Origin of the sequence: Roseovarius sp. 217, assembly GCF_000152845.1 — a bacterium.
Lineage (GTDB): Bacteria > Pseudomonadota > Alphaproteobacteria > Rhodobacterales > Rhodobacteraceae > Roseovarius.
In genome coordinates this window covers 217,380-232,633 of sequence record NZ_CH902584.1, presented here as the reverse complement: position 1 = coordinate 232,633, position 15,254 = coordinate 217,380, and the positions used below count along the sequence as shown (strand labels likewise).

14 protein-coding genes are annotated in these 15,254 nt (G+C 57.2%); 6 read left to right on the top strand and 8 right to left on the bottom strand.

Features of this window, described 5'->3' with window-relative positions:
• Window positions 1-580: hypothetical protein (locus tag ROS217_RS24550; RefSeq protein ID WP_009815811.1), on the bottom strand; the 580-nt coding region annotated here is incomplete at its 3' end.
• Between the two features lie 423 nt (window positions 581-1,003).
• Here ROS217_RS24550 and ROS217_RS01190 point away from each other — a divergent pair.
• Both ROS217_RS01190 and ROS217_RS01185 read left to right on the top strand, forming a co-directional pair.
• Window positions 1,004-1,336 (top strand): hypothetical protein, encoded by a 333-nt coding sequence (locus tag ROS217_RS01190; protein ID WP_085978783.1) that lies wholly within the window; start codon window positions 1,004-1,006, stop codon window positions 1,334-1,336.
• Window positions 1,337-1,766: 430 nt separating this feature from the next.
• Window positions 1,767-3,053, top strand: coding sequence for a sensor histidine kinase (locus tag ROS217_RS01185; protein ID WP_254656360.1), 1,287 nt, complete (start codon window positions 1,767-1,769; stop codon window positions 3,051-3,053).
• Window positions 3,054-3,060: 7 nt separating this feature from the next.
• Here ROS217_RS01185 and ROS217_RS01180 read toward each other — a convergent pair whose 3' ends face one another.
• Both ROS217_RS01180 and ROS217_RS01175 read right to left on the bottom strand, forming a co-directional pair.
• On the bottom strand, window positions 3,061-4,152 hold the full coding sequence (locus ROS217_RS01180; protein ID WP_009815807.1) for a Hint domain-containing protein: 1,092 nt from the start codon (window positions 4,150-4,152) through the stop codon (window positions 3,061-3,063).
• A 3-nt stretch (window positions 4,153-4,155) separates the two neighbouring features.
• A complete protein-coding gene (locus ROS217_RS01175) occupies window positions 4,156-5,736 on the bottom strand; it encodes a Hint domain-containing protein (protein WP_009815806.1) in 1,581 nt (526 codons plus the stop codon).
• A 360-nt stretch (window positions 5,737-6,096) separates the two neighbouring features.
• Between ROS217_RS01175 and dapE the strand changes: the two genes are divergently transcribed.
• Together dapE and ROS217_RS01165 are read left to right on the top strand one after the other, a co-directional pair.
• Window positions 6,097-7,248 carry a succinyl-diaminopimelate desuccinylase gene (gene dapE, locus ROS217_RS01170; RefSeq protein ID WP_009815805.1) on the top strand — a complete coding sequence of 384 codons (1,152 nt, stop codon included), beginning with the start codon at window positions 6,097-6,099 and terminating at the stop codon, window positions 7,246-7,248.
• A gap of 31 nt (window positions 7,249-7,279) precedes the next feature.
• Entirely contained in the window at window positions 7,280-7,873 is a 594-nt protein-coding gene (locus ROS217_RS01165; protein WP_009815804.1) for a TIGR04282 family arsenosugar biosynthesis glycosyltransferase, read from the top strand.
• Window positions 7,874-7,898: 25 nt separating this feature from the next.
• On the opposite strand, the gene ROS217_RS01160 is transcribed toward ROS217_RS01165, so the two are convergent.
• On the bottom strand, window positions 7,899-8,501 hold the full coding sequence (locus tag ROS217_RS01160) for a GcrA family cell cycle regulator (RefSeq protein ID WP_009815803.1): 603 nt from the start codon (window positions 8,499-8,501) through the stop codon (window positions 7,899-7,901).
• A gap of 225 nt (window positions 8,502-8,726) precedes the next feature.
• Here ROS217_RS01160 and ROS217_RS01155 point away from each other — a divergent pair, with 225 nt between their 5' ends.
• Window positions 8,727-9,512, top strand: a complete 786-nt coding sequence (locus ROS217_RS01155) for an ABC transporter permease (protein ID WP_009815802.1) — start codon at window positions 8,727-8,729, stop codon at window positions 9,510-9,512.
• 144 nt (window positions 9,513-9,656) lie between these two features.
• Here ROS217_RS01155 and ROS217_RS01150 read toward each other — a convergent pair whose 3' ends face one another.
• Window positions 9,657-9,980, bottom strand: a complete 324-nt coding sequence (locus tag ROS217_RS01150) for a hypothetical protein (RefSeq protein ID WP_254656359.1) — start codon at window positions 9,978-9,980, stop codon at window positions 9,657-9,659.
• A 178-nt stretch (window positions 9,981-10,158) separates the two neighbouring features.
• On the opposite strand from ROS217_RS01150, the gene ROS217_RS01145 reads away from it, so the two are divergent.
• The gene (locus ROS217_RS01145) at window positions 10,159-10,983 is read left to right on the top strand and encodes an SDH family Clp fold serine proteinase (RefSeq protein ID WP_009815800.1); all 825 of its coding nucleotides are present in this window, start codon (window positions 10,159-10,161) and stop codon (window positions 10,981-10,983) included.
• A gap of 2 nt (window positions 10,984-10,985) precedes the next feature.
• Here the strand turns inward: ROS217_RS01145 and ROS217_RS01140 are convergent, their stop codons facing one another.
• The 3 genes from ROS217_RS01140 to carB all read right to left on the bottom strand — a co-directional run bounded on the left by ROS217_RS01140 (window position 10,986) and on the right by carB (window position 15,196).
• The gene (locus tag ROS217_RS01140) at window positions 10,986-11,396 is read right to left on the bottom strand and encodes a helix-hairpin-helix domain-containing protein (protein WP_009815799.1); all 411 of its coding nucleotides are present in this window, start codon (window positions 11,394-11,396) and stop codon (window positions 10,986-10,988) included.
• 89 nt (window positions 11,397-11,485) lie between these two features.
• On the bottom strand, window positions 11,486-11,752 hold the full coding sequence (locus tag ROS217_RS23310; RefSeq protein WP_083781486.1) for a hypothetical protein: 267 nt from the start codon (window positions 11,750-11,752) through the stop codon (window positions 11,486-11,488).
• A gap of 144 nt (window positions 11,753-11,896) precedes the next feature.
• A complete protein-coding gene (gene carB, locus ROS217_RS01135) occupies window positions 11,897-15,196 on the bottom strand; it encodes a carbamoyl-phosphate synthase large subunit (protein ID WP_040650279.1) in 3,300 nt (1,099 codons plus the stop codon).
• Between the last annotated feature and the right edge of the window lie 58 nt (window positions 15,197-15,254).

Here is a 15,254-nt window from a genome sequence, read left to right as displayed (position 1 = left end):
GTCTCTGACCAGATCGTCGCAGACGCTCCACAATATTAACATGTGCATACCAAGTCTCAGACACGCTGGGCGGGGAAGGCATTGCCCAGCAGGCATGGGTCAAATCCCCGCTTGGTGTATAACCGTAGGTAAGCCAAACGCATTTTTCCTCAACTTGCTTGATCGCTGCGCTCAGGCTGATCACATTCTCGTCGAATAGGTCTAGCTGATTGGTAAGGCGTTCATCTTGGCGATTGGGTGTGTCTTTAGGGAAAGCCAAAACGCCATCTGTGCGACAGAGGTGTGAAACCACGGTATCCGACGCCTTTAGAACCAAGTGATGCCAGCTACCTATTGGCATCAAGTCAATGCCTGCCTCAAACGGAAGCTCACCCCGTTCACACAAATCATGGATTCGCGTTATAACCCCCGCCCGGCGGAGATGCCCCGCCAAATCCCTTCCCAACAGTCCCCGTAACATCGGGTCACTTGCCCGCAATTGATCTGCGAGCGCCACGCCCTCCGAAATTGCTCGGATAAGGTTGGTATCGGTTGATGCGGGAAAGTGCGCCTCAACCATCTCTTGGAGTTCTTTTATCATGATCCTGCCTTACAACTACTCAATGCAAGCAATTTGCAGAAAATGCCGACACAGGTCAAGTAAATTACTTAGTCCAGCGCGCCTTTGCAGCCTTCTGGGCGATTTCGCTTCGTTTCTCGGGTGAAAGGGATTCGGCTCTCGCTTTTCCTCCCCTTAACCCGCCTTTGCGCTGCCCCTCAGCCTTCTCAGGCACCGAATCATCAACCTCACCAGTCGCAATGCCCGCAATCATGTGGGCAAGCTGGTTGGCGTCACGGGGTCTCTTGGGTTTGTCTGTCATGTGTATAAGATAGTCACTGACCGCGCTGGGCGCAAATCAAAGCTGCGATAGGTCAGATTTCAAAGTGACCCACTACCAAACCCGGCCTACGCTTGACTTTGGGCATGGCTTGGCTCAGGGCTGCGCGCGATGGAGGGGCAGGCATGACCGACACTGAAAAGAAACCCAACCGCCAGCAGGTTTTTACACTGCTGGTGGAAATTGGCCGCAAGGCTGGGGACGGGCTGCCCGACAAGGCGACAGGGGCCGCGCTGATGGTCTATGCGTCTGGCGTCGATGAGGCTGAGGCGGTGCGTGAGACCGTAGCGATCCTTAAACAAGCCGATTGCGCGCCACTTGACGTGTCAGGGTACGGAACATTGGCCGAACGAGAGGCTGAAGGTCACGATATCTCCGATGAAGAGCGCGCCTTGATGCAGCGCGCTTTGGATGAAAATTCTGTGATCGTGGCGCAGATGACGCCATTCTTTGACTGATATTACTATCTGCCGGATATTCTTCGGCGTCAGCCTCTCATCTGGGGTGCATAATTGGCTAATCCTTGGAAATCGCGCAATCTGCGACCAATTATCGCGACGAAGTATAATTACGCCACGTTAACTCTCGCTTGGGTCGTAAGAATCTGCCGACTTTTCAATACACTGCAATCTATGCGATTATTTTTCGCCGGTCTTATTCGTCTGGGTTCGCAGAGCCGGCGAGCAGAATAAAATTCTGCTTCCCATTATTAAATCAACACGTATTTATGTATCGGGGCAATTATTGGAAGACGGTTTTCCAGATGATCCAACCTATACAATAGGTTGGACTACACTTTTTCTGATGATTGGCCATTTTAAGGATTGGTATCTCAGTGACACCAACTGACGACTGATTTGGCAGAGTGTTACAAAGGTAGAAGCTCTGATGCAAAGACACTTGATGGACCAGAATGTGACTGAGGCGGGCGCGCGTCGCCGACAGATTTCATTTGCCTTCGTCTGGTTTGGGCTTGTTTTCACCTTTGGCTGGATGGTTCTCACAGCGCTGAGCGGTGAGATTGAGGTATTCTTGATCGGCGCGCAGGCCTTTAGCGGGTTTGCCCTCGTGCGGCTGTTCAAGACCCGCTTGCCTTTGGTCTGGGCCAACACCTGTTGGCTGACCTCTACCAACGTCGCTATTTTTCTGGGTGCTTGCGTGGTGCACCCAACCGGACAGGTGGACATCATGTTGATCCCGATGGTGGGATTCCCCTTTGCCGTGTTCTCGATCTACCGTGACCGGTTTCATATCGCGGTGCTGGTGGCTCTGCCTGTGGTGTTATGGGCTGTTTGGTTTGTCACGCAGGGGAATTGGCCTTTGATCATCGGCGAGGCAACGGCCGAGCGGATCTACGCACCGATGGCGGCCCTGACGGCGTTCAGTACGATCGTTTACCCTGTTCTTTATTTTGCGATTGTCTCGGCGCAGCATTCGCTCGAGATCAAGCGCGCGCGGCGGGATGCCGAGCAATCTAGCCGAGCCAAGACCGTGTTGCTGTCAGGTATCAGCCATGAAATGCGCACGCCCTTGAATGCGGTGATCGGTCTCGCTGATTTGTTGCGGGACGATGCGCAACGCAGTGGCGATGTACGGCAGGCCGAATATGCCAACCGGATCATGGAAGCAGGAGAGACCTTGCTCGCGACGGTGGATAAGACCATGCATTTCGCCGATATCGCAGCCCGCCGCACCTCGGTGACACTTGCGCCGGTGCGCGTCGCGTTGGTGATTGATCGAGTTGTCGCACGCTATCAGGAAGAGGCATTGCGGCGAGGCGTTCTGCTGCAAGTGGAGGACACCAAAGCCACTGTGCTCGCAAATACTGCGTTGTTTGAGGATGCTTTGGGGCAATTGGTAGAGAACGGTGTGCGCTATTGCGGGTCCGCGGGCACTGTCTGGGTTCAGGTCAAGAGCGAAAGAGCCGGGTATCACCGCATCACCATTGCTGACAATGGCCCCGGGTTCGGCGCAGTCGATCCGGCATTGGCCTTCGCACCGTTCGAGCGACTGGCGCACGCCACAGGGACGACGTTTGGCGCAGGAATGGGGCTTGCCCTCGCGCGGATCAAAGCTGAAGCGATGTCGGGCACTGTCGGGATAGATTTCGATGTCCCAAGCGGTGCGCGGGTCTGGATCGAATTGCCCGCCTCGATTGAAGCGGCGGCGTCCTGACTCTGGCTCAGGCTGCGCGGTTCATCGCCAAAGTTATTGCCTCATAGGGCTTGAGCACCGGCCAGATCGGCCTTGGGTGTTCGGGCAGGCGGGCGCGGTCAAACTCGGCCAGCACGCTGGCACGCAGCAGGTCTGGATTGCGCCGGAGACGCCCGATGTAAAGACTCTCCGTGCGGGTTCCGGCTGCAATGATCTCTTCATGTCCAGGCAAGAGGAGATGGTGATAGCTGACGATGTCAGAGGTCTCGGCGAAAAGCGCAGAGAAGCCGTTGACCAGATGACGTGCCGGGACCAGAACTGCCTCGCAACCGAAGAGGTACTCCACTTCAGAGCCACGGATCACCAACCGTTGTTGCGGAGAGACGACAATATCGTGCCGCAAGCCGAAATAGGGCGCGCGTAGCCGGACCGGACGAAAACTTCCCATGGCAGGCACGCGCCGCGCAACGGTTTGCAAGACCGGGACAATTTGCCCTTCGTCCGTATCCACCAGATCGCCTCGCTTGAGGTGACCCGCTGGCACATAGCCTTGCGGAGTACAAACCGGCACGCTTGCGCTCAGTCCGGGCATCGGGCCAATCGGTTCGATCTGGGTTGAAAGTGCGACAAAGATGACATCGGGGTCCATTTGGCGTTGACGCGGATCCGTCAGCACGGTGCGCAGGTCAGCAAGCGGCATTGGGTGTGGCGGCGGGAGCAGAATGCTGTGCACGCGGTCCATCTCGGGCCGCTCGAGGGACAGGCGTCCCCAACGTGCCGGAGCGTCCCAAGCATAGGTCAGACGCAAGGTGTCTGTGCGGTCATCGGCGCGGTAGGGCAGGGTTGCATGGCGCACATCGCCTGCCTGCGTCTCGATCAGCACAATTCCGCCGCCCGGCAAGGCCTGAAGCGAAAACCCTCCGCTCCAAGGATGGCTGCGGCTGAACGCGAGAAGAGTTTGCGGTCGCCCCTCTGACGACAGGCGGGTTTCGATCATCAGCGTGCCACGTGCCATCAGGGCGCAATCATGCGGTGGGGTCACCGTCTTTGACTGTGGCACGTCAAGCCCGCTCAGGGCGAGCCGCCCGCCGCTCTGATCTGAGAGACCGATCCATCCCACCGCTCAGGCCGCCAGTCCCTGCGCCACCAAGAGCCTTGCCTCATAACTCTTGAGGGTGCGGCGGGCGGCAGCGCTATATCCCACCCCGGTATCGGGGTCGATTTCCGGGAAAAGCGCGCAAATTTCAGCGATGATCTCGGCTTCGAAACTTTGCGTTGTTTGTGGTCCGGGCAAGAAACTTTCCGTGGCGAGCCCTTCTGAGAACACCACCTGATGTCGATCAAAGAGGATATGCACGTAATCGACCATGCCACCTTCTACCCTGCGCACTGAGCGGTCGTTGACCAGATCTCGGGCGGCAATCAGAACCTCGCGTTCGCCAAAGAGCAACTCGGCCAGACTGTCACGGATCAGCACCCGGTGCAGAGGGGAGAGGAGCAACTCCCGGTGCCGCCCAAATGTATTGGCAGCGATGCGGATCGGGGCGAATGCACCCTCTGCCGCAACGCGCCGCCGCCCGATCCAGCGCAATGGTTGTGGCCCCTCGTCTTGGGTGATCACCAAATCTCCGGGCCGTAGGGTTTCTACGCTGACCTCGCCGTCCGGTGTGCGGATCGAAGTACCGACAACAAAACATGGCACCGAATTGACGGTGACAAAACCCACATCGGTCTGGCCAGTGCTGCTCTGGACCTCATAGGTGAAGTTGAAGACCTCGGTGTCACCATCGCCTATCACCTCAATGGTGCCATCGGCATTCAACTGGATTTGCTGACCGGAATTCAGCGTGACGGTATCGCCAGCCACCACGGCCATGCCGTTGATATGGGTGATGACCAAAGTGCCTGCTGTGGTGTTGACGTCATTGCCAAGCAAGTCAATTATGCGCGTCCCATCCGGGAAAAGCGTTGTCAGATCATCCATAGCGACCAGCGTGGTCTGAACGCTATTGGCCGCAATCAGGACGGTCGAGTCGTAGTTGGCGTCGGTCACGTCCGCGATGCCGATGCGGATTGAATTCACTTCGCCGGAATTCACTGGGATGGTTAGGGTCATGGTGACGGTAAACCCGTCCATCTCGGTATTGAACTGATCTTGTGTGTTGTTGATGAATAAGTTGCTGTTGGACCCGCCATTGAGATTGTTGGGGTCAATGTCGCCGTCTCCGACGCTCAGGGGCACAAGGCTGCCATTGATCCAGACGCCAAAGAAATCCTGAAACGCACCTACGGCGAACTCCGGATACTCCTCAGAGGAAAAGACGAACTGCATCGTCATCACATCGCCGGTTGGGATAAAATCCACATCCAAAAAGGAGGCGTCATATGTCTGAGCGCCCGCGGCGGCATTGAAATCTGCCACGCCGTTCGGGCCGCTCGATGTGGTGGTGGTGTTGGCGCTCTGGTTCGATTGAAAGAAGTTGTTGTTGGTGAAACCGCGCAAATCGCCCGTTGAGAACATGACGCCGGTATCGCTTGGGACGACTCCGGGTGATATGGCGTCACCGTTGCTATATATGCCCGATGAATCCCGGTCCCCGGTATAGGAGGCGCTGATCACTTCAACGCCGTCCCCAAAAATTGTCTGTGCCATCTGAATCGCAGATGCGTTCAGGTTGATTGGAATTTCTACGCCCGCAACCATCGTCCTGCCTGCCCCCGTTTTGGAGGCAGCGCACTCATTGACACGCGCAGTCCCTTAGACTGCCCGATCCGGGATGCAAACGCGCGTGTCGATTGCCTGGACTGCGCCTTGCTGCTCGAATGTCGCGGGCCAATCTGTCCTTTTCGGATCTAGCGGCCCTGACGTGGTATGTTTGCCCTGCCTCGGGTGTTTTTATATCCTTTCGGATAGCAAATTAATTCACGGTTGTTAAGGTTTAATCGCTGAAGGGCACACCAACCGGTCTATGTGTTGCGCGCGCGCTCTCTCCGCACTGCGGTTTGCGCTCGATTACGATCCGCGCTAGGCCTGCGGCCAAACCCGATTGACAGGATATGATCCATGCCTTTTCCTCCGCTTGATGCTGCCCGACTGACTGCCGACCTCATTCGCTGCGCCTCTGTCACGCCCGAGGAGGGAGGAGCTTTGCAATTGCTGGAGCAAGTTCTGACCGGCGCAGGTTTCACCTGTGTTCGGGTGGATCGCGGCGGCATTGCCAATCTCTTTGCACGTTGGGGAGAGAAGGGTGCCGCGCGCGCATTCGGCTTTAATGGTCACACGGATGTCGTGCCAGTGGGGGATGTCGAAGCCTGGAGCGTCCCACCGTTTGGCGCGGTTGAGAAGGCTGGCATGCTTTGGGGACGAGGGGCCACGGATATGAAGTCTGCTGTGGCAGCCTTTGTCGCGGCGGCAGTTGATATGGTGCGCGACGCACCGCCCAAAGGGGCAATAATCATAACCATCACAGGCGATGAAGAGGGCGATGCAGTAGACGGAACGGTGGCACTGCTGGACTGGATGGCGGCAAACGATGAGCGCATGACGGCCTGTCTGGTCGGAGAGCCCACTTGCCCCGAGCGCATGGGCGAGATGATCAAGATCGGACGGCGCGGGTCGCTGTCCGCGTGGTTCGCGTTGACTGGCGTACAGGGGCATTCTGCCTATCCGCACCGGGCAAAGAATCCGCTACCCGCCATGGCGCGGCTTATGGATCGGTTGGCCTCGCACACTCTTGATAGTGGCACCGCGCATTTTGATCCCTCGACGCTGGCAGTGGTGACAATCGACACCGGCAATCCCGCAACCAATGTGATCCCGGCAAGTTGCCGCGCCACAGTTAACATTCGGTTCAACGATGCCCATACAAGCCAGAGTCTGATCGCGTGGATGCAGGCCGAGTTGGACGGCGTGAGCGATGAGTTTGGTGTCGCGTGCGAGATGCGTGTCAAGGTCTCCGGAGAGAGCTTTCTGACGCCGCCTGGACCTCTCTCTGATCTGGTAACGCGCGCGGTTGAGGCGGAGACCGGCGTAAAGCCTGTGCTATCGACAACTGGCGGCACGTCGGATGCGCGGTTCGTCAAAGATCATTGCCCGGTAGTAGAGTTCGGCCTCGTCGGGCAGACGATGCATCAAGTGGACGAGCGGGTTGAGGTGGCACAGATCCACCAACTCAAGGCGATTTATGCGCGCATTCTGAGCGATTATTTTGCCTAAACTGGTAACGATACGCAAATACCTTATCGTCATGGTCAAGGAACCGCGCCCCGGTCGGGTCAAGAGCCGGCTGGGAAGAGATATTGGGATGGTCGCCGCAGCGTGGTGGTTCCGGCATCAAGTAAAGAGGCTTTTGCGCGCAGTCGAAGATCCTCGCTGGCAGGTGGTCCTTGCGGTTTCGCCCGACAATGCTGGTTTGCAGAGCCGTGTTTGGCCCTCGCATCTGCCTCGCGTGTCGCAGGGGCCGGGTGATCTGGGGGACCGAATGGGACGCCTCTTGCGCGGAATGTCGCCCGGACCTGTATGTATCATAGGCGCGGATATCCCGGGCGTCAGCCGACGCCATATCGCCAAGGCCTTTGCGTCGCTTGGGCCAAATGACGCTGTGCTCGGCCCCGCACACGACGGTGGGTACTGGCTGGTCGGGCTGAAGCGGTCGCGCGGTATTTCCACCGCGCTCTTTCAAGGTGTGCGCTGGTCGACTGAGCATGCGCTAGAGGACACAGTCGCCACTTTGCGCGGAGCGCGCATTGGGCTCCTTGATACCTTGCGAGACGTTGATACGGTGAGTGACCTCAGGTCGGCGGCACCCCACAGCGCTTGTGCTCGCCTAAGAGGCGGTTGAGACGCTGTCGGGTGTTCAGACAGAGTTAGCGTTTGCGATCGCGACGGCTGCTCATGGGCTGGAACGCGACACCAACATGTGCCTCACAATATGGTTTGCCGGATTGCACCGGAAGGCCACAAAACCAGAAATCAGGCGTTGCGGGATCGCCCACAGGCCATTTGCAGGTGCGTTCTGTCAGCTCCATCAGGGTCAGTTTCTTGGCTTTCTTCTCAATCGCGCTCACTTTTGCCAAGGCTTCTGGGTCGATCTCATTGGCCGAGGGTTGCGGCGGAAGGGGTTGGCCTGCGGGGATAATCGCTTTGACCCGGCTGATAGGTGCAACGGGGGCTGGATCGTTGACGGGCTCCTGTCTGGCATCCGCCTTGACTGAGGGTTTTGGCGTGGGCTTCGGTTGTGGTGCCTCGGCGGCTTTTGCTGCCGTGGGTTTGGTTTTTTGGTCCGGAGTACTGGGCGTCGCAGCCCCGGTTGAGCCTGTGCCATTGCGGTTTGACAGTCCAAGGCGATGCACCTTACCAATGACTGCGTTGCGGGTCACGCCGCCCAACTCCTTGGCGATTTGGCTTGCGGATTGACCCTCGCCCCACATCTTCTTCAGCAATTCAACGCGTTCGTCATTCCAGGACATCGGGGTTTCCTTCGGTCAAAAGGCGGACCGGGCCCCGGGCCCGCCGCCTTGTAAATCTGATCAAGGCTCTATTCTAGTCACTGGCGTGTGAGTTACAAGGCATCGAATCGCGGGCAGACGGCTGGATGCCGGAGAAACTTCCGAAAATCAGCGCGAAACGACGGACATAAGGAGCGGCACATGTCAGATCACGCAGAACGTGGCGGTATGACTTCACCTGCAACTATGGGAGCGCGGCGATTTGGCCGTGTCAACTGGCTGGGCTTGGCGACCCTTGCAGAGCGAGAAATGCGTCGTTTCATGGCAGTCTGGACCCAGACCATCATGGCCCCGCTGGTGACGGCCGGTTTATTTCTGTTGATTTTCAGCATTGCCATCGGACCTGCACGCGGTGATGTGATGGGCGTGCCGTTCACCACCTTCATTGCGCCGGGTATCCTTATGATGACGGTCATTCAGAACGCTTTCGCGAACACCTCTTCGTCAATTGTTATCTCCAAGGTTCAGGGCAATATTGTTGACACGCTCATGCCGCCCCTTTCGGCAGGAGAATTGGTGCTCGGCTATCTGGCGGGCGGGGTCGGTCGGGGCCTGCTTGTTGCAGTTGCAATCTGGCTTGGGCTATGGGTTTTTCTCGGGATCGGGTTAGCGCATCCGCTTTGGGCACTTTGGTTTGTCCTGCTTGGCGCTGCCTTTCTGAGCGGGATTGGTATTGTCGCTGGGATATTTGCCAACAAATTCGACCAGATGGCAGCAATAACCAATTTTATCGTGACGCCCTTGGCGTTTCTGTCGGGCACGTTTTACTCGGTCGAAGCGTTGCCATCGGTGCTCTATACGATCACCCATTTCAACCCGATTTTCTATCTGATCGACGGGGCTCGCTATGGTGTGATTGGCGTGTCGGACAGCGATCCTATTCTTGGGCTCGCCGTGGGCACCGGCGCTACTCTGGTGATTTGCCTGATTGCCTGGCGTATGTTGGCGACGGGATATCGGCTCAAGGCCTGACCAAAACAGATCGGGATGGGTTCGAAAGGTCAGCCGGCAAAATGGTTGACTGGCAGTATGCTAAGCAATGGCGCCATGACGCCTGATTGAGCACGTTTGTTCTTGATTCCCATTTGAGCTTAGACGTCTTGGCGATCTGCTATCTCAGCGACAGACCTGTTCAGCGCGCTGAGCATAGGAACTATAGGCCTCCCAAAACCGTTCGTCGCCAGATCGTTTGGATTGGCGAACATCCTGCGCCGCCTGAGGATCGCGGTAGAAACGGACAGCACGTCGTTGTTGTGACCCACTCAGTGTCTCATTCGCAACCGCCTGAATGCAGCCGCAGAGTGCAGGGGACCGTGCCTTGCGGTCGGATTGCATGCAGGCTGTATTGAGCGGGCCGGTCGCCATTGGCATGCGGCGCGTATCGCCGCGAAAGCCATCAGACCCCCCGCAGCCCGCCAGTGCCAGAAGTGCGCTTAACATCACCCATCGCATCATTGCTCGTGCCTCATGCTCTTTTTGCTCTGCCCTGTCTCGGGCCTTTGTCGTGCAGGGATATTTGCCCCATCGGCGCTGAATTTTCAATTCACAACATCGCCTCAGCCTGCAACAGTCGCCTCAGGTCACTTGTGCCACTTCTAAACTTCAGGAGCCACCGATTATGGAGATTTCCGTCTCCAATTTAATTCTTCTGGGATTTCTTGTCCTGATGTTGCAGCCTTTGTTGACAGGCCGAGTGTTTGCGTTTCGTCGGGAACAGGCAATTCGAATGATCGAGCGACGGCGCAAAAGCCGCGTGATCACGATGATACATCGGCAGGAACGGCGAAGCCTGTTTGGGTTCAACATGACAAACACGATTGGAATGGAGGATGCGCAATCCATCATTTCCGCGATCAAGGCGACGCCCCGTGACACACCGATTGATCTCGTTCTCCACACGCCTGGGGGGCTGGTCCTTGCCGCGATGCAGATTGCACGCGCGGTCGAGGCGCATCCCGCAAAGGTGACCATATTTGTGCCGATCTATGCAATGTCGGGCGGCACACTCATTGCACTTGCCGCCGATGAAATTGTGATGGGTGAGTTTTCAATGTTGGGGCCGATTGACCCGCAGATCATGGGGATCTCCGCCGCCTCGATTGTCGCCGCTCGAGATTCCAAACCGGTTGAACATGTCTCGGATATCGCTCTCGTTCTCGCGGATGTCAGCGACAAGGCCATTCGTCAGGTCAAGCGCGGTGCCGTCGAGCTGATGACTCCGCGCCTAGAGCAGGCCAAGGCCGAGCAATTGGCTGAGACGCTGGCGTCCGGGACGTGGACGCATGACTATGCTCTCACAGCCACCGAGGCAGGCGGGTTGGGGTTGCCAATTACCGTTGGTCTGCCACCCGAAATTCTAGAATTGATGAAACTTTACCCCGCGCCGGTCAAACAATCGGCGGTCGAATTCTTACCGTTTGATCCACCAGGCCGACGCGGCTGACGCTATTTTTTCTTCTTTGATTTTTTGGGTTTTTTCTCGGGGTCTGGTTTCTTCGCCTTCTTCACTTTGTCTTTTTTGGATTTTTGACCCTCAGCTGTCTTGGAGCTCTTCTTTTTCGCCTTGGAGGCTTTCTTCGACTTTGTCGTGTCCTTCGAGGGTTCGGATTTCTCGGCGGTGTTCAGCTTGGTTTTCTTTGAGGCTTTGGCGGGGCTCTCTTTGGTGCGTTCTGGTGAGGCTGAGAGTTTCTTGGCTACTGCAATGAACTCTGCTGCACGCGCTTCCGAGATGCCGCGCACTTGGGTCAGGGTTGGCACATCTGAGTCGCTCAACTGTTTGGTGGTGGCGATTCCGATTTTGGCGAGACCTGTCGCAATGGCGGGACCAATGCCAGGAATATCGTTCAAGTTTGACATGTTCTTTGTCCTATTTAGTGGAGGTTTTCTGTTGAGGAAGGTTTGAGGTGTGTTCGATTGTAATGGGCGCGCTTGGCCTGCACCGCCGGTCATTTCTGTCTTTTCAGGCGCTTGGATTTTTGTTTCTTTGGTGTCAGATCATGTATCTCTTCAGTGCTTCTGCTCAAAGTTTCAGCCGCAAAACTGATTTCTCCATGTGATCTCACAAAGTCCTTTATGAAAGCACGGATTTCCCGTGCAGCACTGGTGTCGAGCGTCTCGCAAAGACCGACAAAGTTATCACGATCACTCCCTTTGATCCGGATGATCAACTGACTGTCTTTGCGGTCTTTCTTGGCCCTTGATCCGTCTGCCATCCGAATGTCTCCCAATTCCTCAATTCCTACCAAAGAGCCTATACAATGTATATACACTATTGGGGTCGCCGCTACGCGACGAGATGAAATGAAAAACGGCCCACCACTGGTGAGCCGTTTCATCGGTCTCCCGAAACGAAGAGTTCAGGCTTTGCTGCCCTGCAACGGCAAAACCGTCAGTGCGCCCTCTTCTCTCGCCTTGATCGCCAGTGCAGCGGCGTTGGAGCCTGCCATGGTCGTGTAATAAGGTATCTTGTCATAGAGTGCGACCGAGCGGATTTCGCGACTGTCCTCAACCGCTTGGGTGCCTTCGGTGGTGTTCATGACCAGCGCGATTTGCCCGTCCTTAAGCATGTCAACGATATTGGGGCGGCCTTCATAGACCTTGTTCACCACCTCGCATGTGATGCCTGCCTCTGACAGGAACGATGCAGTGCCGCGCGTCGCGACGATATCGAACCCGAGATCGACCAAAACCTGCGCCGCTTCGATCATCTGCGGTTGTTTGTCCATATCCTTGATGGATATGAACACCCGCCCGGTATCGGGCAGGTCCACACCTGCGCCCATCTGCGCCTTGAGGAAGGCGCGCGGGAATGACACATCCCAGCCCATCACCTCGCCGGTCGAGCGCATTTCGGGCCCAAGGATGGTATCGACGCCGGGGAAGCGGGCAAAAGGTAGCACCGCTTCTTTGACCGAAAACCACGGCATGTTGGGATCAGCAAGGGTCATCTGATCGGCCATCGGCAGGGTGCCGGGCTTGGTATCCTTGGGGTAGGGGCCGCGGTACGGGAAGGCGTCCAGCGTTTCGCCCGCCATCAGGCGCGCGGCTATCGAAGCAATGGCGCTGTCTGTCGCTTTGGCCACGAATGGCACGGTGCGGCTGGCGCGGGGGTTCACCTCGATCAGGTAAATATCCTCGCCCTTGACCGCGAATTGCACATTCATCAGACCCACGACATTGAGCGCAAGTGCCAAGGCCTCGGTCTGTTTCTTGATCTCGGCGATTGTAACGTCGCTCAGCGAATAGGGCGGAAGCGAGCAAGCGGAGTCACCCGAGTGAACGCCGGCCTCCTCAATATGTTGCATAATGCCCGCCACATGCACGCGCTTGCCATCACAAAGCGCGTCCACGTCGCATTCAATCGCACCCGAGAGATAGCTGTCGAGCAAAACGGGGCTGTCTCCAGACACGACGACGGCTTCTGAGATGTAGCGCTCCAGATGGCCCATATCACGCACGATTTCCATAGCGCGACCGCCAAGGACGTAGGATGGTCGGATGACCAGCGGAAAGCCAATTTCCTCTGCAATCGCCAGCGCCTGTGCATCGGTGCTGGCGATGCCGTTGTGCGGCTGTTTCAGCCCCAGTTTGGTCACGAGCGCCTGAAACCGCTCGCGATCCTCGGCCAGATCAATTGCGTCGGGTGTTGTGCCAAGGATCGGAATCCCCTCGGCTTCGAGCGCGCGGGCGAGTTTGAGCGGCGTTTGCCCGCCGAACTGCACGATGACCCCGTGCAATGTGCCGTTCTCCTGCTCTTTGCTCAGGATCTCCATCACATGCTCAAAGGTTAGTGGCTCAAAATAGAGGCGGTCCGAGGTGTCGTAATCTGTCGACACAGTCTCGGGGTTGCAGTTGATCATGATCGTCTCATACCCGGCCTTGGACAGTGAGAAACAGGCATGGCAACAGCAGTAGTCGAATTCGATCCCCTGACCGATGCGGTTCGGACCGCCACCCAGAATGACGACTTTCTTGGCATTAGAGGGGCGTGCCTCGCATTCAACTTCGCCCATCATCGGTGCTTCGTAGGTAGAGTACATGTAGGGCGTTTGCGCTTCGAACTCTGCGGCGCAAGTGTCGATCCGCTTGAACACGGCCCGCACCCCCAGATTGACGCGCGCGCGCCGCACCTGACCTTCATCGCGTCCTGTCAGCTTGGCCAGGCGGGCATCGGTGAAACCCAGCATCTTGAGCCGCCGCAGAGCATTCTCCGTTATGGGCAGACCTTCGCGGCGAATGCCCTCTTCGGCATCTACGATCTCGCGTATACGCGCAATGAACCACGGATCGAATGCGGTGGCTGCGTTGATCTCGTTGTCGCTCAGACCGTGGCGCATGGCCTGCGCAATCGTGCGCATCCGGTCCGGCGTGGCCACGGACAAGGCACGGATCACAGCAGCTTTGTCCGGAGCACCTTCGATGATGACCTCGTCAAACCCTGTGAGGCCGGTCTCCATCGACGCCAATGCCTTTTGCAGACTCTCGTGGATGGTTCGGCCGATTGCCATTGCTTCGCCCACGGATTTCATCGCGGTCGTCAGGTGCGGTTTCGCACCCGGAAACTTCTCGAATGCAAAGCGTGGGATTTTGGTCACCACATAATCTATCGTCGGCTCAAAACTGGCGGGCGTCACCCTGGTGATGTCGTTGTCCAACTCATCGAGCGTGTAGCCCACCGCAAGCTTGGCCGCGATTTTGGCAATCGGGAATCCCGTAGCCTTGGAGGCCAACGCCGAAGAGCGCGATACGCGCGGGTTCATCTCAATCACCACCATACGCCCGTCCGCAGGATTGATGGCCCATTGTACGTTCGAGCCACCGGTCTCGACGCCGATCTCGCGCAGAACGGCAATCGAGCCATTGCGCATGATCTGATACTCTTTGTCGGTCAAGGTCAGCGCCGGGGCCACAGTGATCGAATCGCCAGTGTGAACCCCCATCGGATCGACGTTCTCGATTGCGCAGACGATGATCGCATTGTCCGCTTTGTCACGGACAACCTCCATCTCGAATTCCTTCCAGCCCAATAGGCTCTCGTCGATCAGGATCTGGCTTACGGGCGAGGCATCAAGGCCGGTTTTGCAGTAGTGGATGTAATCATCGCGATTATAGGCCACGCCTCCGCCGGTGCCGCCAAGTGTAAAGGCCGGGCGGATGATCGCGGGCAGGCCCACATAATCGATCGCCGCCATGCATTCATCCATGTTGTTGGCGATTGTAGCCTTGGGGTTCTCGATTCCCAAACGATCCATCGCCTCACGAAAGAGTTTGCGGTCTTCAGCCATTTCAATCGCTTGGCGATTGGCACCGATCAGTTCCACGCCGAATTTCTTGAGCACGCCCATGTCGTCGACCGCGAGGGCGGTATTTAGTCCGGTCTGACCACCCATCGTTGGCAAAAGGGCGTCCGGGCGTTCCTTTTCGATGATGCGGGCCACCACCTCAGGTGTGATCGGCTCGATATAGGTCGCGTCGGCGAGTTCCGGGTCGGTCATGATCGTGGCCGGGTTGGAATTGACCAGAATGACGCGGTATCCTTCTTCGCGCAGCGCCTTGCAGGCCTGAGCGCCAGAATAGTCGAATTCGCAGGCCTGTCCGATGATGATTGGCCCCGCTCCGATGATCATGATGGATGAAATATCGGTTCTTTTCGGCATATCGGTCCCCGGGCAGCTGGAAGGGCAGGCGGGGCTGGCCCACCTGCGCAAATTGGTG